This is a genomic window from Haloarcula sp. CBA1127, assembly GCF_001485575.1.
GTDB lineage: Archaea > Halobacteriota > Halobacteria > Halobacteriales > Haloarculaceae > Haloarcula.
The window spans coordinates 3,075,761-3,101,372 of the sequence record NZ_BCNB01000006.1; the positions used below are offsets into that span (position 1 = coordinate 3,075,761).

The 25,612-nt window shown below is 63.3% G+C and carries 18 protein-coding genes; 8 read left to right on the top strand and 10 right to left on the bottom strand.

The annotated features are described in order from the left end of the window. Window positions 1-119 precede the first annotated feature (119 nt). Window positions 120-662, top strand: coding sequence for a response regulator (locus tag AV059_RS20030; protein ID WP_058997381.1), 543 nt, complete (start codon window positions 120-122; stop codon window positions 660-662). Here AV059_RS20030 and AV059_RS20035 read toward each other — a convergent pair. Then, window positions 659-1,279 (bottom strand): TetR/AcrR family transcriptional regulator, encoded by a 621-nt coding sequence (locus AV059_RS20035; RefSeq protein ID WP_058997382.1) that lies wholly within the window; start codon window positions 1,277-1,279, stop codon window positions 659-661. The genes AV059_RS20030 and AV059_RS20035 overlap by 4 nt on opposite strands. A gap of 204 nt (window positions 1,280-1,483) precedes the next feature. Here AV059_RS20035 and AV059_RS20040 point away from each other — a divergent pair, with 204 nt between their 5' ends. From AV059_RS20040 to AV059_RS20050, 3 genes are all read left to right on the top strand, one after another. Further along, on the top strand, window positions 1,484-3,409 hold the full coding sequence (locus AV059_RS20040) for a COG1361 S-layer family protein (protein ID WP_058997383.1): 1,926 nt from the start codon (window positions 1,484-1,486) through the stop codon (window positions 3,407-3,409). A 3-nt stretch (window positions 3,410-3,412) separates the two neighbouring features. After that, a complete protein-coding gene (locus AV059_RS20045; RefSeq protein WP_058997384.1) occupies window positions 3,413-5,929 on the top strand; it encodes an RND family transporter in 2,517 nt (838 codons plus the stop codon). A gap of 92 nt (window positions 5,930-6,021) precedes the next feature. Further along, complete coding sequence (locus AV059_RS20050) at window positions 6,022-7,422, top strand: NAD(P)/FAD-dependent oxidoreductase (protein WP_058997385.1); 1,401 nt, start codon at window positions 6,022-6,024, stop codon at window positions 7,420-7,422. On the opposite strand, the gene AV059_RS20055 is transcribed toward AV059_RS20050, so the two are convergent. From AV059_RS20055 to AV059_RS20065, 3 genes are all read right to left on the bottom strand, one after another. Continuing rightward, a complete protein-coding gene (locus AV059_RS20055) occupies window positions 7,417-9,342 on the bottom strand; it encodes an ATP-binding protein (protein WP_058997387.1) in 1,926 nt (641 codons plus the stop codon). The two genes, AV059_RS20050 and AV059_RS20055, sit on opposite strands and share 6 nt — an antisense overlap. Window positions 9,343-9,429: 87 nt before the next feature. Further along, entirely contained in the window at window positions 9,430-10,158 is a 729-nt protein-coding gene (locus AV059_RS20060) for a 5-formyltetrahydrofolate cyclo-ligase (protein ID WP_058997389.1), read from the bottom strand. Window positions 10,159-10,162: 4 nt separating this feature from the next. Then, entirely contained in the window at window positions 10,163-11,263 is a 1,101-nt protein-coding gene (locus AV059_RS20065; RefSeq protein ID WP_058997392.1) for a PGF-CTERM-anchored ABC transporter substrate-binding protein, read from the bottom strand. A gap of 58 nt (window positions 11,264-11,321) precedes the next feature. Here AV059_RS20065 and btuC point away from each other — a divergent pair, with 58 nt between their 5' ends. From btuC to AV059_RS20080, 3 genes are all read left to right on the top strand, one after another. Next, window positions 11,322-12,392 (top strand): vitamin B12 ABC transporter permease BtuC, encoded by a 1,071-nt coding sequence (btuC, locus tag AV059_RS20070; RefSeq protein WP_058997394.1) that lies wholly within the window; start codon window positions 11,322-11,324, stop codon window positions 12,390-12,392. Next, window positions 12,389-13,660 (top strand): ATP-binding cassette domain-containing protein, encoded by a 1,272-nt coding sequence (locus AV059_RS20075; protein WP_058997395.1) that lies wholly within the window; start codon window positions 12,389-12,391, stop codon window positions 13,658-13,660. Before btuC ends, AV059_RS20075 begins: the two co-directional genes overlap by 4 nt. Window positions 13,661-13,730: 70 nt before the next feature. Further along, window positions 13,731-16,169, top strand: coding sequence for a DEAD/DEAH box helicase (locus AV059_RS20080; RefSeq protein ID WP_058997397.1), 2,439 nt, complete (start codon window positions 13,731-13,733; stop codon window positions 16,167-16,169). Window positions 16,170-16,195: 26 nt separating this feature from the next. On the opposite strand, the gene AV059_RS20085 is transcribed toward AV059_RS20080, so the two are convergent. From AV059_RS20085 to AV059_RS20100, 4 genes are all read right to left on the bottom strand, one after another. Further along, window positions 16,196-17,383, bottom strand: a complete 1,188-nt coding sequence (locus AV059_RS20085; protein WP_058997399.1) for a sensor histidine kinase KdpD — start codon at window positions 17,381-17,383, stop codon at window positions 16,196-16,198. A 133-nt stretch (window positions 17,384-17,516) separates the two neighbouring features. Next, a complete protein-coding gene (locus AV059_RS20090; RefSeq protein WP_058997401.1) occupies window positions 17,517-18,617 on the bottom strand; it encodes an AI-2E family transporter in 1,101 nt (366 codons plus the stop codon). Window positions 18,618-18,705: 88 nt separating this feature from the next. Continuing rightward, a complete protein-coding gene (locus AV059_RS20095) occupies window positions 18,706-19,581 on the bottom strand; it encodes a mechanosensitive ion channel family protein (protein WP_058997407.1) in 876 nt (291 codons plus the stop codon). Window positions 19,582-19,797: 216 nt separating this feature from the next. Next, window positions 19,798-20,211 (bottom strand): Lrp/AsnC family transcriptional regulator, encoded by a 414-nt coding sequence (locus tag AV059_RS20100; protein ID WP_004518577.1) that lies wholly within the window; start codon window positions 20,209-20,211, stop codon window positions 19,798-19,800. Window positions 20,212-20,313: 102 nt separating this feature from the next. Here AV059_RS20100 and carA point away from each other — a divergent pair, with 102 nt between their 5' ends. Beyond that, a complete protein-coding gene (carA, locus tag AV059_RS20105) occupies window positions 20,314-21,360 on the top strand; it encodes a glutamine-hydrolyzing carbamoyl-phosphate synthase small subunit (RefSeq protein ID WP_058997408.1) in 1,047 nt (348 codons plus the stop codon). Window positions 21,361-21,707: 347 nt separating this feature from the next. On the opposite strand, the gene AV059_RS20110 is transcribed toward carA, so the two are convergent. Together AV059_RS20110 and AV059_RS20115 are read right to left on the bottom strand one after the other, a co-directional pair. Continuing rightward, a complete protein-coding gene (locus tag AV059_RS20110; RefSeq protein WP_058997409.1) occupies window positions 21,708-22,334 on the bottom strand; it encodes a hypothetical protein in 627 nt (208 codons plus the stop codon). Window positions 22,335-22,567: 233 nt separating this feature from the next. After that, window positions 22,568-25,579 (bottom strand): PAS domain S-box protein, encoded by a 3,012-nt coding sequence (locus AV059_RS20115; RefSeq protein WP_058997410.1) that lies wholly within the window; start codon window positions 25,577-25,579, stop codon window positions 22,568-22,570. Window positions 25,580-25,612: the final 33 nt, after the last annotated feature.

The following is a 25,612-nucleotide window of genomic DNA, read 5'->3' on the forward strand; positions in this document are numbered from 1 at the left end:
TACACTCAACGGGCCATCGGTTAACGCTTTTCGAGAGGCGGCCGCCGATAAAACATATACAGTTGCCAGCCCTAGAACGGTGTAGTACCGTGTCAAGAACTACAGGCGGCCCGCCGCGGGTGCTCGTCGTCGACGACGAGCACGACGTCGCCGACACGCAGGCTCTGAAACTCGGCAAGCGCTACGAGACGACTGTCGTGTACAGTGGTCAGGCGGCGCTCGACGCTGCCGGCCCGGAGTTCGACGCCGTGTTGCTCGACCGACGAATGCCCGACGTGCACGGCGACGACGTGCTATCCCGGTTGCGCGAGCGGGGGTACGACGGCATCATCATCATGCTGACCGCGGTTGACGCCGACCTGAACATTCTGGAGATGCCCTTCGACGACTACCTCCAGAAGCCGGTCGACCAGTCGACGCTCCTGTCGGCGCTCGACCAGCACCTCGACAGGTCCGGCAAGGACGACAGGCTCGACGAGTACTTCCGGATCTCCTCGAAACTCTCCGTGCTGGAACGCGAGAAATCCACGTCACAACTGGAGGCGAGCGACGAGTACACCAGACTGAAAGAACGGGCAAAAGAGCTGGAGTGGGTGCTGAACGCCGAGAACGATGATTTCGAGGAGTTGAAGGAGACGTACCAGTCGATCAGCCGAAGCTAGGTACCGAGAATCAGCGTCTCTTCGATATACTCGTCGATAGTGTCCCGAACCTCGGCGACAGGGTTGTCGTTTCGCGTTGCGCTCTGAAGAATCACGCCGTCGAGTATCGTGATCAGGAACCGCGAAACCGTTTCGGGATCGACGTCGGCGAAGACCCCCTGTTCGATGCCGTCCTCGATGATCTGTACGAGTTGCCGGGCGAACAGTTCGTCCGTCTCGGTGAACTTCTCGCGGAAGTCCGAGTTCTGAACCGCCTGGGCGCGCATCTCGACGTACGACCCGAGGACGGCGTCCTTGGTTGGCGTTTCGACGCAGTCCGGGAAATCGTCGAGAATGAGACTGACAAACGTCTTGATGTCCTGTTCGGGGTCGCCGGTCGATTCGACCTGAAAGATGCGGTTGAATTCCGTGAGGATGAACTCCTGAAACGACAACAGGAGGTCCTCCTTGCCATCAAAGTGGTGATAAAACGTCGATTTGCTGAGGTCGGCCTCGTCCGCGATTCGCTGTATCGAAAGTCCGGCATACCCGTATTCCCGGAGGGCACGGAACGTGGCTCGCATTATCGCCTCGTGCGAGTCCGCTGGTTCCCCGGCGAACGGAATTCCATCACTCATCCCGACCGAATATTCGTTCGGGCAGTAAATATCTTCCCACTGTTACTGAACCACAACGTTGATAGGCGACCGAACGTTCGTTCGATGTACACGGTTCGGGCGGGAGTCTGCACAGACGTATGTGGGTACATATCCCGATCTCCCAGGCATGACGTCCGCTCCGGACAGAAACAACGACACGGAATGTCCGAAGTGTCCCTACGCATGAAACCACGAACATTACTGACGCTGGCAGTTGTCGCATTGCTCATGGCATCCGGAACGGCGATCGGCGCCGTGACCGGAAGCCCCGACTTCGACGCAACGTTGGTCGATAACACCGTTACGCCCGGTGAGGAGACGACACTCGACGTTGTCCTCGTCAACAGCGGAACGGTCGACTCCGGGTCTACGACCCAGGGAATACAGAACAGTGAAGTAACGACCGCCCGCGGGACCACAGTCAAAGTCAACAACGGAGACGCCCCGATTACGGTAACAACGAACAAGCAGGCCGTCGGCTCCGTCCCGGAAGGCAAGACGAGTCCGATTTCATTCGACATCAGCGTCGATGACGACGCAAGTCCTGGGGACTACACCGTTCCTGTCATCGTTGAATACGAGTACACGAGCTATATCTCCGAAAACGACGGGGCACGTGACGAAGAAACCGCGACTGAACGGGTCGAACTCGAACTCGAAATCGACGACGACGCGGGTTTTGACGTGGTGGGCGTCGACTCCGGCGCACGCGTCGACTCAGTCGGGACGGTTGCAGTCACCGTCGAGAACACTGGTGACGAACCAGCCCGAGAAGCCTCAGTAACGCTGGAATCGACAAACCCTGAACTCACAGTCGGTAGTGACACCAGCAGCTCCCGGTTCATCGATACCTGGGAGGCTGGTGAACAGCGGACGCTCCGGTACCGCGTCGGTGCGAGCGGTGACGCCAGAGCCGAACCGTATCAGTTTGACCTGCAAGTCGACTTCGATGACACCGACGGGGTGCGAAAGAGTACGTCGGCCTCTTCAATCGGGATTACACCTGCCCGCGAGCAAACGTTCACTGTCGAACGTGTTGACAGCGACGTTGCTGTCAGTGACTCCGGGACGTATAACGTGACCCTGCGCAACGACGGGCCTGTCACAGTCTCGGACGCGACAGTGACACTTACCACGCAGAACAGCGCGATTACGTTCGGACAGTCCGAATCCACATCGCAGTTTGTCGGCTCCTGGGAGCCCGGTGAAACGCGAACGGTAAGCGTCGATGCAAGCGCCAGCGACGACGCCAAGACACAGAGCTACGCGCTGTCGGCGTCAGTGAGCTATGACGACCCAGAAGGCGATGCCGGCGTCGCTGACGACATCTCACTCGGACTTACGCCCGAACCCGAACAGTCCTTTGCCATGGGAGACGTCGAGTCGTCCCTGCAGGCGGGTGACGACGGCACGCTGGAAGCGTCGCTGACCAACACCGGCGACCGAACAGTCCGTAACGTCGTGCTGAACTGGGCGAGCACCCACGACAACATCTCGCCGAAGGAGACCCAGTACGCGGTCGGCGACCTCGAACCGGGCGAGTCGACGACCGTCTCGTTCGACGCCGACGTGTCGGACAACGCGAACTCCGGCCCACGACAGTTCGACTTCGTCGCCAACTACCGCAACAGCGAAGGCGACAGGCGCGAGAGTGACACGCTCGAAATCCGGCAGAGCGTCGACGGCAGCGCCGACGAGTTTATCGTCGAGACGACGAACGCGTCGGTCAACGTGGGTGGGTCGAGCACGCTCGAAGTGACCATCACCAACGACGCCGGTGAGCGACTGACCGATATCGAGGCGAAGCTGTTCGCCGAGTCACCGATCTCCGTGTCGGACGACCAGGCGTACGTCGACAGCCTCGACCAGGGCGAGTCAACGACCATCGAGTTCGGTATCAGCGCAAGCGGTGCCGCGATGACCAAAAACTATCCCATCTCGGTGGACTTCCAGTACGAGGAGCCGGACGGAGATACGCCAGTGTCCGACACCTACCGCCTCCCGGTCTCCGTGACTAACTCCGGCGGTGGCAGTTCGCCGCTGACGGCGATTATCGGCGTCGCACTCGTGGCCGCCCTGGCCATCGGCGGCTACTTCAGGTTCCGCTAACGCATGGACTACCAGCGCTACATCGATTGGGCGGACGACCGCATCGTCCACGATTCACGGAAGGTGGTGCTCCTCTTCCTGGTCGTGACGGTGGTCTTCAGCGCCGGCCTCGGGAGCGTCTCGACCAACTCCGGGACGTCGCAGTTTACGACCGGACTGCCGGCCGAGGAGGCACTACAGGAGGTCAACGACAAGTTCTCACCGACCTTCTCACCGGACACAGGGAGCACACAGCTGATCCAGCAGGAAACCAACGTGCTCTCGAAGCCGGCGTTGCTCCGGATGCTCAGGTCACAGCATCGGCTGGAACAGCATGGAACGCTCCGTGTCACATCGACCTCAAGCGCCGCCAGCATTGTCGCCCAGCAGCTAGACCCGGAAGCGACGACGACTGAACAGCAGGTCTATGCTGTCGAAGCCGCAACGCCGAGTGAAATCGACGCTGCTGTCAGGCGCGCAGCCGAGCAGAACCCCCGGTTCAGATCGCTACTGAGCAAGGACTTCAACCGTAAAGCCGCCTCGGCATCGGCGACCATCGGGGTCGTCACACACGAGGTCCCGGCGGGAATTTCCTCCGGGTCGGGGCAAGGCGGTTCGAGTCCGCTGACGAGCATCCAGAAACAGGCCGGGTTCACTGTCGCCAGCGCTGACCACGGCGGCATTACCCTGTTCGGCAGCGGTATCGTCGCAGACGAGTTCTCGAACGTCGTCGGCGACTCGCTCATCCTGACCGTGCCCGCGGCAGTGCTGTTCATCCTGTTTTTCCTGACGATTGCCTATCGCGACCTCGCGGACATGGCACTTGGCCTGCTCGCGCTGTTTATGGCCGTCGTCTGGACGTTCGGCTTCATGGGGCTTGCCGGCATCCCCTTCTCGCAGATGCTCATCGCCGTGCCACCGTTGTTACTGGCGGTCGGTATCGACTTCGGGATTCACGCCGTCAACCGGTATCGGGAGGAGCGCGAAACCGGCGCGTCCATCCAGAAATCGATGCGTATCACGACCGACCAGCTGCTTGTCGCGTTCTTCATCGTGACCGGGACAACAGTCATCGGGTTCGCCGCGAACCTCACCAGCGCACTGCCGCCGATTCAGGACTTCGGCTACGTGGCCTCTGTCGGTATCACGTTCACCTTCCTCATCTTCGGGGTGTTCCTGCCCGCAGCGAAGGTGGAACTGGACCGACTCCGCCAGCGTTACCCCATTCCGACGTTCAGCGAGACGCCGCTGGGTGCGGAGGATTCCGCACTGAGTGACGTGTTGCGCGGCGGTGTCGTCATCGCGAACCGCGCCCCGATCGTCTTCCTCGTGCTCATCCTCGTGTCCACGGTCGGTGCCAGCTACTACGCCACCGGCGTCTCGACGTCGTTCAGTCAGGAGGACTTCCTGCCGCCCGAGGAGAACCCGGACTTCGTCGAGGCCCTTCCGGAACCGTTCGCTCCGAGCGAATACACCGTAACGGAGGTGACGAACTTCCTCGATGAGCGATTCGACACGACCCAGTCCAGTCAGGCGACGGTGTACGTAGAGGGGCCAATGCGGAACGACGCGGCGCTTGAGCAGATGTATCGAGCGGGCAACAACCCGCCGGACTCGTTCATCCGAGAGGACGGACGCGCTGATTCGACATCTATCGTGACGGTCATTCAGGACCAGGCAGAGCGCGACCCCAAGTTCCGCCGGATGGTCGAGCGCAACGACCGAAACGACAACGGGGTCCCGGACGATAACCTCGAGGAGATATACGAGTATCTGCTCGACTCGCCGGCCCGTAGTACGGCGCTAGAGTACATCACCGAGGACTACCGGAGCGCGCGCGTCGTCTACACAGTCGAATCGGACGCGACCGACGCAGAGGTGACCGCCGACACGAGAAACGTTGCCGACGACTTCCGGTACGAGGCGACGGCAACCGGCTCGGTCGTCGTGTTCCAGGCTGTCTCGGACCTCATCCTAGAGTCAGCCATCCAGTCACTGGCGATTGCGCTTGTCGGCTCGTCGGTGTTCCTCGTTCTCATCTACAACATGCTGGAGGGGCGGCCGTCGCTCGGGCTCGTGAACATCATTCCCGTCGTCGTCACGGTAGCGTGGCTTGGCGGGACGATGCGGCTGCTCAATATCCCGTTCAACGCGCTCACAGCGACGATGCTGGCGATAACTATCGGGCTGGGTGTCGACTACTCGGTCCACGTCACGCACCGGTTCGCTGACGAGTTCGAGAAAAACGACCTCGAAACGGCACTGGACCGGACTGTTCGCGGGACCGGCGGCGCGCTGTTCGGCAGTATGCTCACCACGACGTTCGGCATCGGCGTGCTCGGGCTGGCTGTGTTCCCCGCGATCGGCCAGTTCGGCATCCTGACAGCGTTGTCAATCGCGTACGCCTTCCTCGCGTCCCTGCTGGTGATCCCCTCCGCGCTCGTCGTCTGGGACCGGGTGTTCAACGCTGACTGGTCGGTTCGTGGCCTACTCGGGTTCGGTCGGTCGCGTCCGCCCGCGCCCGTCGACGGCGACGATTAATCCACGACGCCGAGGCACGACCCACCGCCGGTCGTGTCCGGGCGAAACACGCCACTGAAGCCTTTATTTGCTGGCATCGTCCTAGCACTGATATGACTCACGTCGTTATCATCGGCGCGTATGGCAGTGCCGGGGCCGCAGTCGCCGGCGACCTTGTCGAGGCGGACGACATCGAACTCACGCTCATCGACAACGGCGAGCCCGGCGGCGGCCTCTGTATCCTTCGTGGCTGTATGCCGTCCAAGGAAGTGCTCTCCGCAGGCGCACATCGCTTCCAGGCGCGCCACGACGACCGTCTCGTCGGCGACGTGCCCGACGTTGATCTGGAGGCCGTCGTCGAGCGCAAGGACGACCATGTGCTCGACTGGGCCGGGCACCGCCGGGACTCCGTCCACGAGATGGCCGAGCGCGACGACGTAACGTTCATCCACGACACTGCCACGTTCGTCGACGAGCACACGGTCCAGGCCGGCGGCGAGGAACACGAGGCCGACTACGTCGTCATTGCGACCGGTTCCAGCGTGAACGTTCCGGACACGCCCGGCATCGACGAGGTCGACTTCATGACGAGCGATCAGGTGCTCGACGCCACGGAGTTCCCTGACTCCGGCATCGTCATGGGCTTCGGGTACATCGGGATGGAGCTGGTCCCGTATCTGGCGGAGGCCGGTGGCATGGAGCTCACCGTTATCGAGCACGACGACCGGCCGATCGACGAAGGCGACCCGGAGTTCGGCGACGAGGCGCTTGACATCTACGAGGACAACTGGGACGTGACCATCCCGACGAACTGCTACGAGCAGGAACTAGAGGAAACGGAAGACGGCGGCGTCCGCCTCACCGTCGAGTACGACGACGGCAGCGAGGAGACGTTCGAAGCCGACCAGCTGTTCCTCTTTACCGGCCGTCGCCCGACCGTCGAGGGGCTCGGGCTGGAGAACACGCCCGTTTCCGTCGAAGGTGACTGGGCGAAAGACACGATGCAGACCCGCGACGCCGACCACATCTACGCCGTCGGCGACGTCAACGGCAAGGAGCCGATTCTCCACGTCGCCAAAGAGCAGGGCTTCACCGCGGCCGAGAACATCGTCCGACAGGAGGCCGGTGGCTCGCTCGAAGAATACCGCAACGTCCACCACCACGTCATCTTCTCCGGGCTGGGCGTCTACCCGTTCGCCCGCGTCGGCCACAACGAGAAGACGGCGAAAGAAGCGGGCTACGACGTGGTCACGGCGACGCGCCAGGCCAGCGACGACGGCGTATTCAAATCCAAAGACGTGCCTGAAGGGCTTGCAAAACTCGTCGTCGACGCGGAGGACGGGACAGTACTCGGCTGGCAGGGCATGCACTACCACGCGGACAGCTTCGCCAAGACGTTCCAGACCATCGTCGAACTTGGCCTTGACGTGCGCGACCTGCCGGACCGGGCCTATCACCCGACGCTCCCCGAAAACGTCGACGGCCTCATTCGGGACTGCGTCGACCAGTTATAAGCGGTCGACCTGAACACCGGTCACGTCGAAGCGCACCCCGCCGTCCTCGCTTTCTGCGACAGTTATCCGGCCGCCGTGTGCGTCGACGATTTCGGAGACGATAGCCAGCCCGAAGCCGGTCCCGTCGTCGCTCGTGGTGTAGCCGCGCTCGAACACCTCGTCACGCTCGTCTTCGGGAATTCCGGGGCCGTCGTCCGCGACGTAGAACCCACGGCCGTCAGCGAGGGTCCCGACGCAGACGGTCACGGGGTCGTCGCTGTGTTCCACACTGTTTCGGAAGAGGTTCTCGAAGAGCTGCTGAAGCCGCGTCTGGTCGCCCGTGATCCGCGCGTCCGTATCGACCCGTTCAAGCGTCGCGTCCGAACTCTCGACGGTGTCCCAGGCGGCCGTAATGATATCGTCTAGCGACGCTTCGGTCGCGTCGATGACCTTGTGGCCGCCGCGGGCGAGCGCGAGCACGTCGTCGATGAGTTCGTCCATCCGTTCGAGCGACCGCCGGAGCGATTCGACGTGCTCCGGGTCCCCGTCGTATTCCTCGTCGACAAGCGTTAGCCGGCCGACCGCGACGTTGAGCGGGTTCCGGAGGTCGTGGCTGACGACGCTGGCGAACTCCTCCAGGCGGTTTCGCTCGCGGGTGAGTTCCTGCTCGCGGCGTTCGCGCTCCTGTTCGTAGCTGACCCAGTTCCCCATCAACTCCACGAGCGTGACTTCCCACTCCGAAAAGGAATCGCGGGGCTCCGTGCCGTAGAAGCAGAACGTGCCGTACACCGAGCCGTCGACGACAACGGGCGTTCCGAGGTAACAGGAGACGCCCATTTCGGTGTAACCCACTCTCTCAGTTAGTTCTGGCCGGTCTTCGGCGATATCAGCGAGCACCAGCGTCTGCTCCTCGACGACGGCCCGCTCGCAGTTCGTCGCGTCGAGCGGGACTGCATCGCCCGCCTCGATGGCTCCTGTCCGGTCGCGGACGATTTCGAAGACGTACATATCGCCATCGATGCGTGAGAGCGCGGCCGTTTCGGTTCCGAGGGCGTGCTGCCCGATTTCGAGCAGGCGCTCGACCTTGTCCTCGAAATCGAGGTCCTTGCGGGAGATAACCGCGTAAATCTCTCGGAGCGTCCGTTCTCTGCCCCTGATCTCCTCCTCGTGCTTGTGGCGCTCAGTGATGTCACGGAAGTACACCGAAATTCCGGTTTGTGACGGGTACGCAGACACTTCGAACCACGTCTGTAGCGGCTCGAAGTACGCTTCGAAGGATGTTGGCTCCTGCTTAGTCATCGCCTGTCGGTACTGCTTGCTGAACTCCGTTTCTTCCAGGGACGGGACCACTTCCCAGATGTTTTGCCCCAGCAAGTCGGTGGTATCACCGTCTCCCGCCATCGCACGGCCGATGACGCGGCGACCGCGTTCGTTGGCGTATGTGAACTCCCAGTTTTCGTCCACCGCAAAGAACGCGTCGGTCATCCGGTCGAGAATGTCCGCCTCCTCCTGATAACGAGCGACAGCAGCGGTGATCCGCTGTCGAAGGAACTCCGTCTGCTCTGAGAGGGGTGTCTTCGTCACGTAGTCCGTGACCCCGGCAGAAATGGCATCGCTGGCCACGCTTTCGTCCCCATCGTCAGTGAATAACAAAAACGGGAGGTCAGACGACTGCTCCCGGACGACGCTCAACAGTTCGATTCCGTCTCTGTCCGTCAGTCGGTACTCGCTGACAACACAGTCATAGGACGCGTTTTCGAGAGATGTGAGCGCGTCGTCCGCCGTCTCACACACCGTCACAGTGAATTCGTCGGGGCTCCCGCTTAGCGCCTCCGTGACTGCCGTGATGTCGTCGCAGTCCGCGTCAACGTAGAGAACGCGCACCCGACCGGCAGTTCCGTCGGCCCCGTGACGGTTCGGCGTGGCCACGGGTGTATCCATATCCGCTTCAGGGTATGTGGGAATAAAGTTGTACCGCCGGTAAGCTTTCATTACCAGGGTTTTACCCCGTGTATAGCGACTGAGAGGTCAGTCAGGCCGGCGAGCCGACAGGACCGGAATCTCGTCGATGCGCTCTGTCGAAAGCGCGTCCCAGTCGACGCCCGTTGGCGTCGTATGCGTGGTGGCCGTCTCGACAGTTCGGTCCGGCGTCACAACCCAGTCCATTGGCACGTCGTGGTCGTCGACGGGGACAGTGGTGTCGACGACGCCTTCGGGGCCGCCGACAATCTGGAGTTCGTGGACCGTCGTCACGACCGGTGTCGTCTCGTCGACCAGTCCCAGTTCACGGAGGACAGCGTATTCGAGGTCGCTGTACCCCTCACCCTTCCCGATTCGCGCGCCGTCCCCGGTGACTGCGACCGACCCCGATACCACGAGGTCAACGCTTCCGACCGCCTCGGGGCCGACCTGCCGGGCGTGGTCCGCGACGTTCGACACCGCCGGCGCGGCCTCGATGTCGTCGAGTTCGGCGGGGTCGAGTTCGTAGAAACACTGCTCGTCCCGGAGCCGTGGCACGGCCATATACACCGTTTTGCCGGCCCGCAGCGCCGCCCGGCGGACCGGGAGCTGTGGTGAATCCGGATTCGCCTTCACCGTCTCCGCGGCGTCCCAGACTGCGGTCTCGGTCAAGCGCTGTGCGGCCTCGTTTGCGGCTTCGAAATTCGGAATCCGGTCGTGGGGCGGGAACGGGAATCGAGCGATACTGCGCTCTTCCAGCGCGTCCCAGACCGTCTCGCGGATAGTTTGTTTATCCATGGCGCTATGGCCTCCGGCGGCGAACCTGCTGTGTGCAGACCAGCGCCAGCAGCGCGACAAGTGCCCCAACAGCCGTGAATCCGGGGCCACTGGCGTCGGTCGTGGACTGGTCAGTGCTTGGCGTGTGGTCCGCGGGCGTGGGCTCGCTCGTTTTGGTCTCGGCCGGCATCACCGCCGACCGTGGGACGTAGCTGTCGGCGTCGTAGCGGTCCGGATAGAGCTGTGCAGTGGCATTATGTGCGAACGAAACTACGCTCCGCGGGGCGGGCTGGTTGATGTTCCGGACCTGTACGGCGACCGTCGAATTGGTCTCGCCTGCGGTCGTGCTGGCGTAGGGTTCTGTCTCCGCAACGGTCGCTGTGTTCTCGGTGACGAAGAGGACATCCGGGTCGAGCTGGAGGATGACCTCGTCGCTGAGCTGTGGATACTGGGTGTGGTTGCGGGCCGCAACGTTCTCCGCGCCCGCGAGTTCGATGAGCGACGTGACGAAGGTGTTGCCCGCCGCCACGTACCCTCCGCCCAGCGGGTACAGCGCCGTCGGTCTGTCTTCGGCGTCCGCGGTGACCTGCCGGACGGCATCGACGTTTGCGTCCATCCAGGCGTTCGCTTCGCTCGCACCCTCGCAGTTACCGGTCAGGCGTCCGATAGTCGTTGTCTTTGTTCGGATATCCTCGATAGTTGTCGCGGCGGGGAGGTGATAGACAGTGAGCCCGGCCTGTCGGAGCGGGGCCACGTCGCCGGCGCTGGCGTTCGGTGCGATCACGAGGTCCGGGTTCGTGCTGACGACACGCTCGACGTTGACACCGAAGCTCGCGGAGACGTTCGTTCGGTTCTCAGCGCCGTCCAGATAGCTTGCATACTGGGTGAGCCCGACCACTTGGGAGCGGCCACCGATCTCCCACATCGTCTGGGCAGCCGAAGGGTTGGTCGTCGTGACCCGCTCCGGGCGTTCCTCGAGGGTGACCTCGGTCCCGGTCGCGTCGGTCACCGTGACCGGAAACGAGCAGCCCTCCGCCTGTGTGGCTGCTGTTGCTGAAGCTGGAGTGACACCCGCGAACGAGCCGACAAGCAAGACAGAGACGAATACGAGAGAAAGTCGTCGCATATCCTAGGCGGGTGTCAGGAGCAATAAATACTTATCTACTGCAACTGGGCTTTCATACATGCGTTTCGCGGGTCGGACTGTCGGGTGGTCGGCGGGGCTCGTCGCCGTCCTCTGTGCCGTGGTGACGACGAGCGCCGGCATCGGCCCGGTGTGGATTCCGCCCGACGTCGTCGGGAAAGTGCTGCTCAACGCCGTCGTCGTCCCGACTGGCATCTCGTTCTCCGGTCCTGCCGTCGACGTGACCACGGCCCACGTATTTTCCTACACCGTAAGCGACCTCCAGACACAGATAGTGATGCAGGTCCGACTCCCCCGGATACTGCTCGGTGCGGTCGTCGGCTTCTCGCTTGCCGCCGCGGGGACGATCATGCAGGGAATCTTCCGGAACCCGATGGCTGATCCCTCTATCATCGGCGTCTCTTCCGGCGCAGCGGTCGGCGCGGTTGCCTTCATTGTCGCGCCAGTCGTCATCCCGTTCGGGCTCGGGCTCCGCGGCGCGGCCTTCGCAGGAGCGCTGGTCGCGGCCTTCGGCGTCTATCTCATCGCCACGCGGAACGGCCGCACGCCGGTCGCGACGCTGTTGCTGGCCGGCGTGGCGATACAGACGTTTCTGGGCGCGGTGGTCTCGTTCCTGTTGCTCCACAGCGGCGAGAGCATCCGCCGGGCGCTGTACTGGCTGATGGGCCATCTCAAGGGTGCGTCCTGGCCCGAAGTGACCACTAGCGTCGTGCTCGTTGCCGTCCCGTTCGTCGTGTTGCTCGCGTACGCACGCGACCTGAACGTCATGCTGCTCGGCGAGGAAGACGCACAGAGCCTCGGTATCGAAGTCGAACGGACCAAACGAGTCCTGCTTGCGCTATCAGCGGTCATCACGGCTGCGGGTGTCGCCGTCGCCGGCATCGTCGGGTTCGTCGGCCTCATCGTCCCCCACGTGATGCGGCTGCTCGTCGGGCCGGACCACCGGATACTCCTCCCGACAGCGGCGCTCGCTGGGGCGTCGTTCCTCGTGGCGACGGACACGCTAGCACGCTCGGGGAGCGCCGAGGTCCCGGTCGGCATCGTCACCGCCGTCCTCGGTGCGCCGTTTTTCCTGTACTTGCTCCGGAAGCGGGAGGTCCACGAGCTATGAGCGGTCAAAGCGAGCCCGACAATGCGGACCCGGAGCGAGACCGTTCCAGGCCGATGCTCGACGTATCCGACCTCACGGTGTCTTTCGGCGACCAGCCGGTCGTCTCGGGCGTCGATTTCGGCGTCGACCGCGGGTCGCTCGTCGGTCTCGTCGGTCCCAACGGCGCGGGCAAGACGACCGTCCTGCGAGCGGTGAAAGGGACGCTCAACCCGGACACCGGAACGGTTCGCGTCGATGGCGAGCCGATTTCGAACCGCTCAGCGAAAGCGGTGAGCCGCCTTGTCGCGAGCACGCCACAGGGAACCGCACTGTCGTTCGACTTCAGCGTCAGACAGACCGTGGAGATGGGGCGGACACCGCATCTCGGCCGATTCGACCGAATGGACGACGGCGACCGGCGCGCCGTCGAGACGGCGATGGAGCGCGCCAGCGTCGCTCAGTTCGCTGACCGGCCGTTCACCTCGCTGTCCGGCGGCGAGCGCCAGCGGGTCCTGCTGGCCCGGGCACTGGCACAGAAGACGCCGGTGCTCCTGCTTGACGAACCGACGGCGAGCCTCGACATCAACCACGCCGTCCGCACGCTCGAACTCGTCCGAGCGCTCGTCAACGATGGGAAAACGGCCGTCGCCGCCATCCACGACCTCAATCTGGCCGCGCGGTACTGCGACGAGCTGGTGTTGCTCGCCGGCGGCGGCATCCGCGCCGCGGGCCGTCCCGCCGATGTTCTCACGAGCGACACGCTCCGTGACGCCTTCGACGCGGAGACACTGGTGACGACCCAGCCCGGCACCGACGCGCCGCTTGTGACGCCGCTTGCTGAACAAGAGTCGGTCGCCCGTCGCGTCCACGTCGTCGGGACCGGCAAGCCAGCGGCCGCTGCCGTCTCGAAACTCGTCGGGGCTGGCTGTCGGGTCAGTGTCGGCGTTGTCTCTGCCGGCGACGCAGCCGCCGAGCGGGCCCAGGACCTCGACTGTGAAGCAGTCACGGTCCCAGCCTTCGCTGGCATCGACGACACGGCCCGTGAGCGCGCAGTTGACCTCGCCGCTGCCGCCGATGCTGTCGTGATAGCGGGCGAAACCGGTGACGGCAACAGTGCGGTTATCGAGGCGGGCGATACTTGCCTCGCTGTCGAGACGGATGAGAGCGTCCACGCCAGCGCCGTCCACAATACCGTCCCACTGGCTGCGCTCCCTGCAGCGGTGGGGTCCCTGCCGCCCGGACCGGAGCGCGATGCGACACCGCCGCTCAATCAGTCGACCACTGACTGAGTCCACCGTCGGCTGAGGTATCCCGGGCGAGAACAGCAACACCGATACTTTTCGCTCCCGTACGTCGCCCGTGGACGACACGATTTCGTGGCTCCGGGACCGTCCGTACTACGAGGGACAGATCGTCGACCAGCGGACGGTCCCCGGCCGGGACGCGCGGACCGCGGACTGCGACGTGGCGGACCGGCTCGCCAGCGTCCTCGAAGACCGGGGCATCACCGACCTCTACACCCATCAGGTGGACGCAATCGAGGCAATCAGGTCCGGTGACAACGTTGTTCTCGCGACCGAGACGGCGAGCGGGAAGAGCCTCGCCTACACCGTTCCGGCGTTCGAGCGGGCGCTTGACCGCCGGGCAACGACACTGTACATCGCCCCACAGGTCGCGCTCATCAACGACCAGACCGAGACGCTGTCGGAGTTGGCGCAGGGACTTGGCTTCGCCTCCGGCGTCTCCGTCGCCCAGTACACCGGCCGGCAGTCCAAATCCGAGAAAGAGGCTATCCGGGAGCGCCAGCCGACCGTGTTGCTGACCACGCCGGATATGCTCCACTACGGCATCCTCCCCCACGCCCATCGGCTGTGGGACTGGTTCTTCCAGCGACTCGAAACCGTCGTCATCGACGAGGTCCACGGCTACCGCGGCGTGTTCGGCAGCCACGTCTCGCTGGTGATGCGCCGCCTCCAGCGGGTAGCTGAGCGGTTCGACGCAGGCGGCAGTAACGGCGAGGAGAGTACGGCTACGGCGGGCGGCCCGGAGTGGGTCTGTTGCTCGGCGACTATCGGCAATCCGGTGGAGCACGCGGCAGCAGTCACCGGCCAGCCCGATCCGTCGTTCGCGCTGGTCGACGAGGACGCGAGTGCCAGCGGGCCGCGTCACTGGCTGCTGTGGAACCCCCCGGAGTACGAGGGTGACGGCTGGGGGAGCGGCCGCCGGAAGTCGAACCACGTCGAGACGAAACAGCTGTTCGTCGACCTCGTCGAGCGGGGCCTCCAGACGGTCGTCTTTGCCGGGTCGCGCCAGACCGCCGAGCGCTACGCCAGCGATAGCGCCGACGAACTCCGGAAGCGTGGCGAGCACGACCTCGCCGATGGCGTCGCCGCGTACCAGGCCGCGCTGACCGACGACCGCCGGCGCGAACTGGAGCAGGGCCTGCAGTCGGGGGACCTGCGGGGCGTCTGGTCGACCAGCGCACTCGAACTGGGCGTCGACGTGGGCGGCCTCGACGCCGTGTTGCTGGACGGCTACCCCGGGACGCGGATGCGGGCCTTCCAGCAGGCCGGGCGGGCCGGCCGCGGCACCGACCCCGCGCTCGTCGCGCTGGTCGGCGGGGAGGACCAGCTTGACCAGTACGTCCTGCGCAACCCCGACGCGCTGTTCGAGACGGGGGCCGAGCAAGCTGTGACCAACCCCGAAAACGAGCAACTGCTCCCGGACCACGTTCACGCGGCCGCCTGTGAAAACTGGCTCTCACCGGACGACGACCGTCATTTCGGCGAGACGTTCCCCGACGTAGTCGCCGACCTCGAATCGGCCGGGAAACTCGACCGTCGCCAGACCGACCAGGGAATGCGCTGGCTCGGCAACGGCAGCCCGCACCACGAGATGAACCTGCGGACCGTTGACGACGGCGAGGTGAAGCTGGTGGCGAACGGCGACGTAATAGCGACGCTCTCCGTCGAGGACGCACTGCGGGACGCCCACCCCGGCGCGATTTACCATCATCAGGGCCGGCGCTACGAGGTGACGGACCTCGACCTCAACGCGGGTGTGGCAGAACTCGACCGGACGTGGGCCGATTACTTCACTCGCGTCCTGCACGACAAGACCATCACCGTTGAGGCGGACCTGGCGGAGCGGCGACTACCGACCCGCGAGGAGGTTCCGGTCCGCTTCGCCTCAGTGACGATGCGCAAGCAAATCACTGGCTACGAGCGCCGCGACGGCTCCTCCGGGGAGGTGCTCGGCCAGCGTTCGCTCGATCTGCCCGAGACGACGCTGGAGACGAAGGCGCTGTACTACACCGTGCCGTCGGACCTGGAAAGCGAGATACGGCAGGGTGCGTACGGAGCCGAAAGCGATTCCGGGAGCGAGAACGAGAGCGGAAGCGGTGGCGGCGGTCAGTCCGGCGATGCGGTGACCGACGGCGGCGACGCCGGCGACTTCCCAGGGGCCATCCACGCCGCCGAGCACGCCATGATTTCGATGTTCCCCTTCGAGTACCTCTGTGACCGCGGTGACATCGGCGGCCTGTCGACGCCGCGCCATCCCCACACCGGCGAGCCTACCATCTTCATCTACGACGGCTATCCCGGTGGCATCGGACTAACGCGGGCGGGCTACCACGATATCGGACCGCTGATGGACACCACGCTGTCGATGCTGACCTCGTGTGATTGTGCCGACGGCTGTCCGGCCTGTGTGCAGTCGCCCCACTGCGGGAACGCGAACGACCCGCTCGACAAACACGGCGCGATACACCTGCTGGACGGGCTGGTAGAGCGGTAGCGAGCCCGCCCAGTTCTGGAGACGACTCAGGCGTCGCCCACTGCCTTCGGTAGCGTTACCCCGACTACCGTCCCCGTCGGCTCGTTGTCTTCGACCCACACGTCACCGCCGTACGCGTCTACCAGCGTTCGGACGAGATAGAGGCCGACACCGGTGCCGTCACTGTCCGGACGTTTCTCCCCGCGCTCGAACACCGCCTGTTTCTGCTCGTCCGGGATTCCCGGTCCGTTGTCGGCGACAGTGACGTGGACTCCGTCGCCGTCGTCGGTCACATCGACGACGACCGACGGCGGTGCCGAGTCGTTGTGCTGGATGGCGTTAGTGAGGACGTTTCGGAACACGGAGGACAGGAGTTCGTCGGCTTGTACCCGTACCGACGGGTACTCGTCCGGGACGGTGACCTGTGCATCGTTGTACGTCGCTGTGATATCTTCGGTCACCGAGGACAGGACTTGGCCGAGGGCGACCGGCTCAGTCTCCCAGTCCGTCTGTCGCATTACCGTCGCAAGGTTTCCAGCCGTCTCAAGCAGTTCCGCAGCCGACCGGCTACTCTCCTGAATCCCGTCGACGTGTTCCAGTGCGTCATCGCTGCACTGGTCCCGGAGCAACTCCGCCCGGCCGCTGATGGTCTGTAGGTGATTCGTGAGGTCGTGGCGGACGATCTGGTTCAACAGGTCGAGGTTGTCGCGTTGCCGTTTCAGCTCCCGCTCGCGCTCGATCCGTTCGAGGGTCGAAAGCACGTTCTTCCCGAGGATGTCGGCCAACTGCGTCTCGCGCTCGGTCGGTTCGGCTCGTTCATCCGTCCCGGCTGTCAAGAGTCCGTACTTCGGGAGTGGAACGGAGATACAGCCGTGAAGGGGTGCATCGGACGCCGCTTTCTCTTCATCAACGAGGACCCGCTGTGTCTCGGCACTCTCGTAATGGTCCCACAGCCAACTCCCGCGTTCGTGTCGCATTCTCCGTCCCGGCTCGTCCGGGACCTCGACGTGCTCTCGAAGCGGGTCAGAGATCGCCTCGGCTTTGAGCCCGCTGTCAGTGGCTTCCCAGAAGATACTGAACGGGAAGTCGAGAATCGCTGTTGCAGTCTCGACTGCGATAGTCGCGACTTCGGACCGGTTCTCGGCTGTCATCAGCCGGCGTGTCGCCACATACAACTCCCCGATATGGTCGTCCGAAGCCACCAGACAGGAGGGGGAGTCGGAATCCATCCCCATTTTTGCCCTCTTACTTTGGCCTGAATATAAATGTTCGTTCAGTCTGTGACAAATACACATTCAGACATGGGCATCGGTATCTCCTTATCCCGAAAACCCATTCGCGTTCGACTTCTGGCCCGAGTTACGGCAGCTAGCTGAAGTCTTCCAGTCGTAGCTGGTCGGGGTGGATACCGTCCGGCTCGCTCGCGCCGAGCAGACGAGGAAGGGCCGTATTCGCAAACGTCATGCCGACGACGAGCAGTATCGGTGCGAAGAACAGTCCGTAGAACCCCAGTACGACCGGTCCGAGCGTGTACGCGAGCATCAGGAGCCCGACGTGCGTGCTCTCGCCGCTGAGGAGTGGCCGGAGCAGCAGGTCCGGGATCGTGTCGACGACGACCACCGCGATGAGGAGGAATCCAAGCACGTACACGAGCAACGAGGATTGACCGTCGAGCACCACCGGGAGCGCGGTGATACCGGTCAGCGGGAGGTAGATTATTTTCATCCCGACGACGGGGATCAGGCTTGCGATACCGGTCAGCGCGCCGGCAAGCGTCGGATATGGAACCTCGACAGCCGCCGGCGCGACGACGTTATAGCCCGTGAATGCAGCGATGGCGATGAGCGATATCGCCAGCACATTCAGGAGATTGCCGAACAGCACCGCTTCCAGCTCCTCGTCGACAGCTTCGAGGTACTCGCGGATGATGGCCTCGTCATCGAACCGGAGCAGCCACTCGCGGATGCGCCGCCCGTCCACGAGGAGATAGTACGTGACGATGGTCGTGATGAACAGATTGAGGACGAACTGGGAGGCGACCGAGGTAAGCACCATCGCGTTCTCGCTGAGGAAGTCGACGAACGGCGAGAGCTGTCCCGACTGGTAGGCGCTGTACAGCCCCTCGACGGTGAGGTCCGGCACGGACTCCGCGCCGTCAAGCCAACTGACGTGCGTCGCGGCCACGTCGACGAGCGCGTACTGGGTGACGAACTGCCGGGCCTCGACAATGAGGAGGACGGCCGCATAGCTGACGAGCAACAGGAGTGGAATCGCCAGCGACGCCATGACGACGACCGCACGCACCCGCGCCGGAAGGCGGAGCCTGCGCAGGGAGCTGTAGTACCGTCGCGTCGAGTAATAGAGGAACACGGAGACAGTCAACGCCGCGATAAACTGATATGCGAGGACGCCGACCACCACCGCGACAGCGAGGCCGAAGAGGGCGACGACGAAACGCTTCTCGTCCATATACGTACCAGCTTGTGAACAGGTATAAACGTACGGGCGCTGGGAATCTCGCAGACAACATGGGGCCGGACACGGTCCCGACCGGTGGCTACTCGGTTCGCTCGTGCACCGGCCCGACGCTGTCGTGGACGCCGATGTCGCCGGAGAGTTCGTGCTGGCTCGTGTCACTGAGGTCGATTCCCTCGGCGCGGCAGTCCGCCTGCACCTGCTGAATAAACGCAGCCCTGACCGACACGAGTCGGTTCCGCCGTTCGTTGGGGATCCAGATTCGGCCAGTCAGGATGACCGCCGTCGACGCCAGGTCACTGACCCTGGCTGTTGGTGCCGGCTTCTCCGAGACGTGGTCAAGGTCGCGGGCAGCGTTCGTGATGATGGCCTGTACCGTCTCGATATCGGCGTCGTAGCTGACGCCGAACCGGTAGGAGATACCCACCGGGCCTGTTGATGTCTGGTTCGTCACTGCACTCGTTGCCAGCTCCGTGTTCGGGACGATGATACGCTCGTTGTCCGGCGTCCGAATCCGCGTCACTCGCAGGTCGATATCGACCACCGTGCCCTGCATCCCGTTCCAAGCGATGATGTCACCGACGTTCAGATCCGGGTCGGTCACGATGAACGCGCCGGCAACGAAGTTTCCGAGTACGTCCTGTGCCGCCAGCCCGACCGCCAGTGTAATGCCTGCGGCCAGCAGCGTCGACCCCGCAAGTGCGCCCCGGAAGCCCGCGACGCTGGCGCCGATGACCACCGCGAGGATGACTGAGATTAGGTGGACGGCGCTGGTCAGCGCACTGGCGACTGTCTTGTTAGTCTCCATCCGTGACAGCAGCCATCGGGCCGCTGGTACAGCGATTAGCCGGCCGATAGCGTAGAGTAGCGCCGCGACAGCGAGGAACTGCGCCCCGTCGGTCGCGAGTTGTCCGTACGTCGAGACGATGTCGATATCCAGACCCGCCGGGAACTGCATACCGTCTGTCGTAGCCCGACGGATATGAAATCAGGGTGTCACATCGGACTGGTGGCGACCACGGCTCCGCGAGTCTGGTCGCGGCTCCGCCGCTCGTTCTTCAAGGTCGGTTCGCGCACGGCCACGCCATACACATCACCCGACGCGCTCGTTTAAAACCAACCCCACTCGGCGAATTCCGATTCACCGAGTTGGCTCGCGCAGCAGTCCCGCGCGTCACCCAACTCGTTCGTTCAGAATGAGCCTCGTCTTCGTACCCACAACCTCCTCCAACTCACGCGCTTGCGTGATGAGCCCGTTGACTGCGTCGGTGTCAGCGGCATCAACGACGACGACGATATCCTCCTCGCCGGAGACTTGCCACACGAAATCGACCTCCTGCCAATCGGCGATACGGTCCGAAACCTCGGCCGTATCGACGTTGACATCGACGCTGACCTCGATCATCGCTTTCACGTTGCCAGTCCGCGTCGCGACGGTGAATCGTTCGATAACGCCGTCGTCGACCAGTCGTTCGACGCGGTTTCGCACGGTCCCTTCCGACGTGCCGACCCGGTCCGCGATTTCCGTATACGGGGTTCGGGCGTCCCGGCGGAGTATCGAGAGTATCTCTCTGTCGAGGTCGTCCATCGAGATGTGACAGTACCATCGTCCGTGACTTGAGGATTACGAAATTCGAAACTCGTCTTCGAAAGCAACCCTTATGACCGACGATAGTATACGCATCTCGTAATGACTGACGCATACGTGGCAATCGAAGGCGACCGCGTCATCGAGGCGCGCGCTCGCGCTCCGGGGACGGCCCGCGGCGAACTGGTCTTTACAACGGCGTACACCGGGTACGAGGAGAGTCTCACCGACCCTTCCTACGAGGAACAGGTCCTGACGTTCTCCTACCCGCTCATCGGGAACTACGGCGTCCGAGAGGAGCGCTTCGAGTCGGACCGCGTCCACCCGCGTGCGGCAGTAGCCCGCGAGATGACCGACGACGTGGCCGAATGGCTCGAATCCGAGGGCGTCCCGGCCGTCGACCACCTCGACACGCGCGACATCGTCACCGAAATCCGCGACGAGGGGGCGATGAAATGCGGGATCGCCGCTGGGCCGGACGTGACCGAGCAGGACGCGCTCGACGAACTCCACGAGTGTAAGCATATGTCTGACCACACCGACATCGGCGCGCAGGTCTCCGTCGACGACGTGGAGGTCCACAACGAGGGTGGCGACGGTGCGACGGTCGCGCTGGTCGACTGCGGTGCGAAGGGCTCTATCGCCGAGTCGCTCGTCGAGCGCGACGCCGAGGTCCACGTGTTCCCGTACGACGCCACCGAGGACGACGTGGCGGCTATCGACCCGGACCTGCTGTTCATCTCGAACGGCCCCGGCGACCCCGAGAACTTCGAACAGGCCGGTGAGCTCGTTGAGACCTACGTCGGGGATGTTCCGCTCGCCGGTATCTGTCTCGGTCAGCAGGTCGTCGCCAACGCGCTCGGCGGCGAGACCGAGAAGATGGAGTTCGGCCACCGCGGCGTGAACCAGCCGGTCCGTGACCTGCGCTCCAATCGGGTCGTGATGACGACCCAGAACCACGGCTACACCGTCGCTGACCCCGGCGACAAGCTTGACGTGACACAGATCAACGTCAACGACGACACGCCGGAGGGACTGGAGAACGACGATCTGGACATCATCACGCGCCAGTACCACCCCGAGGCCAACCCCGGTCCGCACGATTCGCTCGGCTTCTTTGATGATGTGCTAGGGATGGCGGGGGAGTAGCGAGGGGCGCGCGAAGCGCGGCCCTCGAATTGCGAGCGGGGAGGAACGACCCGCGAGCAGGAGCGCGGTTCGAAGCGAGCGAAGCGGGTGAGAACCGCGAAACGCGAACGGCGCAGCCGTGAGCAGGGGGAGCCCGACCGTAGGGAGGGGTCCCCAGCCTTCCGAACGGTGAGTGGTAACGAACCGTGAGGAGAGCGAGGGGCGCGACTACAGGGAGCGGCCCTCGAATTGCGAGCGGAGCGGGACCTTCGGTCCCGCAGGCAGTCGGGCGGTATCGCCGCCCGACGACGGGGAACGGAGTGACTCGCGAGCAGTAGTGCGGTTTGCACGCCGATGAGCCACGTCTGTCAGTCGCTGTCGTCGTCAATTGGCTGCCCACGGTAGTACGTGGTCTGGTCGCTATCTTCGTTTTCGGTCATATTATTCTGTGGTGCGACGGGGCGGCCGCGGTACATGACCCGGTTGGCGGTGTCGTCGCCGTCGATTGCGTCCGGACTGTCCTGCTGATGGTTCTCGATGAATTCGGCGGCAGCTTTGAGCGTTGTCTTGTCGGTCTTGCGGTGCACCCAGCAGTGGTACATTTTCCGTGGAGTCCGAAGCGCGAGGCGGTGCGCACGGAACCCGGTCTTGGTGGTAACGTCGGCAACTGCTTCGTGTGGGATCTCGATGATGTCGTCGTTCTCGTCTTTCCCGATGAGACAGAGCGTCCGGCGGCCGGTAACCAGAATGACGGTCCGTCGGTCGCCGACCGGTGATTCAGTCTTGCGTTTCGTCCCGCGCCCGATGCCGCGCTTCCCGTTGGTCAGGAGGTACGCCGGGGCTTCCGCGCCGTCGAGGTACGTCAGCGGTGGGTTGTTCAGCGGTGGTGACTCGGAGAAGCGACTCTTGTATCCGGCGAGGACACCCGCCGTTACCGAGTCACCGGGCGCCATCTCCGCAACTGTCTCCGCCCGCTTGGTGACATCCTCTATCATCGGCTTCCCGGAGCGGCGACAGCGATTACAACGCGATCCATACAGCTAGTGTCACAGCCCCGGAAATGAGTGTTACGAACGTGCCATTATTGACCCAGAATAGGACAGATAGGCACCAATATATGAATGTCCATCATCTATAGCTACTATATTGGCGTAATACTTCTGAGTTGTAAGGCTAGAAAGAGAGGCATTCACGGCAAGTAGTCATCACAGCCCCACCCTCAGAACTCCTATCTAACGCCGCTGAACTCGAATCGTGCGCCGCCGTCGGTGCTCTCAGTCACGGACACCGACCAGTCATGTGCCGCCGCAATCTCCTTGACGATAGCGAGACCAAAGCCGGTGCCACCATCGGTAGTGGTGTAGCCGCTCTCAAACACTGTGTCGTGTTTTTCCGGCGGGATACCACCGCCATCATCGGCGACATAAAAGCCCGAATCGGTGAGATCACCGACCTCGACAGTGACGGCTGGGCCGCCGTGTGTCACGGCGTTGTTGATGAGATTCTCGAGGAGCTGGCGAACGCGGCTCTCGTCGGCGTATATCGTGCTCTCGGCAGTGACTTCGAGGGTGGCATCAGACGTCTCGACGGCGTGCCAGCAGGACTGCACAGTCGATTCGAGGTCGAGCGGTTCCGTTTCGGATACCGTGTCCCCTTCACGGGCGAGCGTCAGCAGATCCTCAATGAGTTCCTTCATGCGGTCGATTGCACGGTAACAACGGTCGAACTGCTCGTCATTTCCGGTATCTCTGGCGAGGGTGAGTGAGCCTTCGAGGACGCTAAGCGGGTTCCGGAGGTCGTGACTAACGATGCTCGCGAACTCTTCGAGCCGGTCGTTCTGTCGCTCCAGTTCTTCTCGGTACTCGATGCGGTCGGAGATATCCCGGGAGATAGCAACGAGTCTATCTATCTCTCCGTCAGCGAAGATCGGTGTCACCTGCGTCTCCCAGACACCAGTCGGGTGGAGGTCCCGTTCTTCGAACGTGATGGTTTCACCGGCCGAGACACACCGCTCGTAGTGGTCGGCGATTCGACGACCGCTGTCCGGGCCGGCAGCTTCGACTGGGGTCTGACCGGTCAGTGACTCGGTGTCGAATCCGCTCTGTCGTTCGTAGGCCTCGTTCGTCCGGACGTAGCGGAACGTCGGATCGTCTGCCGACCCCTCGATGTCGACGAGCGCGATGGCGTCGTTGGTGTTCTCGAACACCGCCTCGTACTCGTCGGTGAGGCGGGCCAACTCCCGCTCGCGCCGTTTCTGGTCGGTAATGTCGGTCGCAACGACACAGAGAGCATACGGCTCGCCGTCCTCGTCGAGTATCGGCGTCTTCCGCGTCAGATGTGTCCGCTCCGTCCCGTCGACAGGAATCACCGTCTCGACTTCGACGGTCTCTTTCTGTTCGAGGGCTCGCTGATCGTCGGCGTGGGTCTGCTCCGCGATGTGGTCCGAGAGAATATCGTAATCGGACATCCCGACAACAGACTCGTCAGCGTCGATCCCGTAGAGGTCACGGGCCGCGCTGTTGATGAAGAGAAAGCGGCTGTCAGTATCTTTCATCAGGATGTACGTCGGCGCTGTATCGAGAATGACCTGCAGTTTGCGGCTCGTGTCTTCGAGGGCCTGTTTCCGTTCTTTGTGGTCGGTCACGTCCTGATGGATCCCCACCGCACGGACCGGGTCGCCGTGCTCGTCGCGTTCGAACACCTTGCCGATGTCGCGAATCCAGCGGTAGTCGCCGGCGGCCGTCTTGAGCCGGTGGTCACATTCGTAGATCTCCGTCTCGCCATCGAAGTGGGCGTCCAGTGCTTCGTAGGTCCGATCGCGGTCTTCGGGGTGGATCAGTTCGTCCCAGGTGTCGGCCGACGGGTCGAGTTCGTCGAGCGAGTAGCCGAGCATATCGGCCCAGCGCTCGTCGAAGGTGACTTCGTCCGTCTTGACGTTCCAGTCCCAGACGCCGAGTTCGGCACCCTCGAGCGCGAGTTCGTGGCGTTCCGTGAGCGTTCTGAGCTCCTGCTGTCGATCGAGTCTGGAAAGCGCCTCCTCAGTGTTGGCAGCGAGGGTCCGCATCAGTGAGATCGATGCGTCCTCGAACGCATCGGTATCGGTCGACGCGGCGATTAGCACGCCGTGATCGCCCAGTGGGATCAGAATCTCGCTGCTGATGTCGGTATCGGGGTTGTAGCGGCCAGGATTCGTTGAGACATCGTCGAAGACGCGCTGTTCGCCGGATTCGAACACCTCCCAGACGAGGCTGTCGCCCTCGCTAAACGTCGGGTGCTCGTCGATGATCGCCCGTGCCTGATCGGTCACTGCAGTCGGCCTGAGAGCGTCGGCCGACTCGTCAGCGAGAAAGACTGCGCTGAGTGGCAATCCAAGCAGATCACGCGCGGTTTCGACGACCAGTTCGGCGACGGCCTCGCGTGACTCGACGTGCATCAGCTCCCGGGTCGTGTCGTGTAGCGCCTCGATACGCTGCTGTCGCTGCCGGCGCTCCGTTATCTCCTGAAACTGCGAGAAGATCGCGACGGTCTCCCCGTCCTCTCGGATAATGCGGTTGTGCCACTCACAGACGATCTGCTCGCCATCGCCGGTTTCGATGTCGAGTACTGTGTAGTAGCCCCCGCTACCTTCCTGCAGGGCCGTGATCGTCTCTTCGACCGCATCCAACGCCGAATCCGGGACGAGCGTCTTGAACTCCTTGCCGACGAGGTCCGCGTCCCCGCGCCGCAGAATCTTCTCGCCTTTCTCGTTGACCTGAACCACCTCGAAGCTCTCGTCCCATTCGATGACGCCGAGCGGTGACTTATCGATAAACAGCGAGAGCCGCTTCCGGCTCGCATCCAGTGCTCGCTGTGACCGGTACTGCTCGACCGCGTTGGCGATGCGGTTGGCCAGAATCGTGTACTGGTCAGTACCTTGCTGCTTCTGGAGGTAGTCCGTCACACCGGCCGAAATCGCCTCACTGGCCACTTCCTCAGAGCCTTTCCCAGTAAAGAGAATGAACGGGAGGTCTTCATCGACAGCCCGGACGGACTCCAGAAACTCGATGCCGTCTTGCTCGGGCATATCGAAATCGGAGACGACGCAGTCGATCGGTTCCTCACTGAGCCGGGTCAGTCCCTCATCCGCCGACGTTGCCGAGACCACGTCGAACCGGTCGTCGGTACGACTGAGAAACGCTGCCGTCATCGACGCAAACTCGGGGTCGTCCTCGACGTGTAGGACACGCACGACATCGGCCATGAAGTGTATGTGAACGTGTCCAACGAATAAGTA

What these genes read in the sequence shown, in the direction of transcription:
- AV059_RS20050 (WP_058997385.1), top strand. Translation starts at nt 6,022, where the DNA reads ATGACTCACGTCGTTATCATCGGCGCGTATGGCAGTGCCGGGGCCGCA.
- AV059_RS20075 (WP_058997395.1), top strand. Translation starts at nt 12,389, where the DNA reads ATGAGCGGTCAAAGCGAGCCCGACAATGCGGACCCGGAGCGAGACCGT.
- AV059_RS20110 (WP_058997409.1), bottom strand. Translation starts at nt 22,334, where the DNA reads ATGATAGAGGATGTCACCAAGCGGGCGGAGACAGTTGCGGAGATGGCG.
- AV059_RS20065 (WP_058997392.1), bottom strand. Translation starts at nt 11,263, where the DNA reads ATGCGACGACTTTCTCTCGTATTCGTCTCTGTCTTGCTTGTCGGCTCG.
- AV059_RS20095 (WP_058997407.1), bottom strand. Translation starts at nt 19,581, where the DNA reads ATGCAGTTCCCGGCGGGTCTGGATATCGACATCGTCTCGACGTACGGA.
- AV059_RS20115 (WP_058997410.1), bottom strand. Translation starts at nt 25,579, where the DNA reads ATGGCCGATGTCGTGCGTGTCCTACACGTCGAGGACGACCCCGAGTTT.
- AV059_RS20060 (WP_058997389.1), bottom strand. Translation starts at nt 10,158, where the DNA reads ATGGATAAACAAACTATCCGCGAGACGGTCTGGGACGCGCTGGAAGAG.
- AV059_RS20055 (WP_058997387.1), bottom strand. Translation starts at nt 9,342, where the DNA reads ATGGATACACCCGTGGCCACGCCGAACCGTCACGGGGCCGACGGAACT.
- AV059_RS20045 (WP_058997384.1), top strand. Translation starts at nt 3,413, where the DNA reads ATGGACTACCAGCGCTACATCGATTGGGCGGACGACCGCATCGTCCAC.
- carA (WP_058997408.1), top strand. Translation starts at nt 20,314, where the DNA reads ATGACTGACGCATACGTGGCAATCGAAGGCGACCGCGTCATCGAGGCG.
- AV059_RS20040 (WP_058997383.1), top strand. Translation starts at nt 1,484, where the DNA reads ATGAAACCACGAACATTACTGACGCTGGCAGTTGTCGCATTGCTCATG.
- AV059_RS20085 (WP_058997399.1), bottom strand. Translation starts at nt 17,383, where the DNA reads ATGGGGATGGATTCCGACTCCCCCTCCTGTCTGGTGGCTTCGGACGAC.
- AV059_RS20035 (WP_058997382.1), bottom strand. Translation starts at nt 1,279, where the DNA reads ATGAGTGATGGAATTCCGTTCGCCGGGGAACCAGCGGACTCGCACGAG.
- btuC (WP_058997394.1), top strand. Translation starts at nt 11,322, where the DNA reads ATGCGTTTCGCGGGTCGGACTGTCGGGTGGTCGGCGGGGCTCGTCGCC.
- AV059_RS20090 (WP_058997401.1), bottom strand. Translation starts at nt 18,617, where the DNA reads ATGGACGAGAAGCGTTTCGTCGTCGCCCTCTTCGGCCTCGCTGTCGCG.
- AV059_RS20100 (WP_004518577.1), bottom strand. Translation starts at nt 20,211, where the DNA reads ATGGACGACCTCGACAGAGAGATACTCTCGATACTCCGCCGGGACGCC.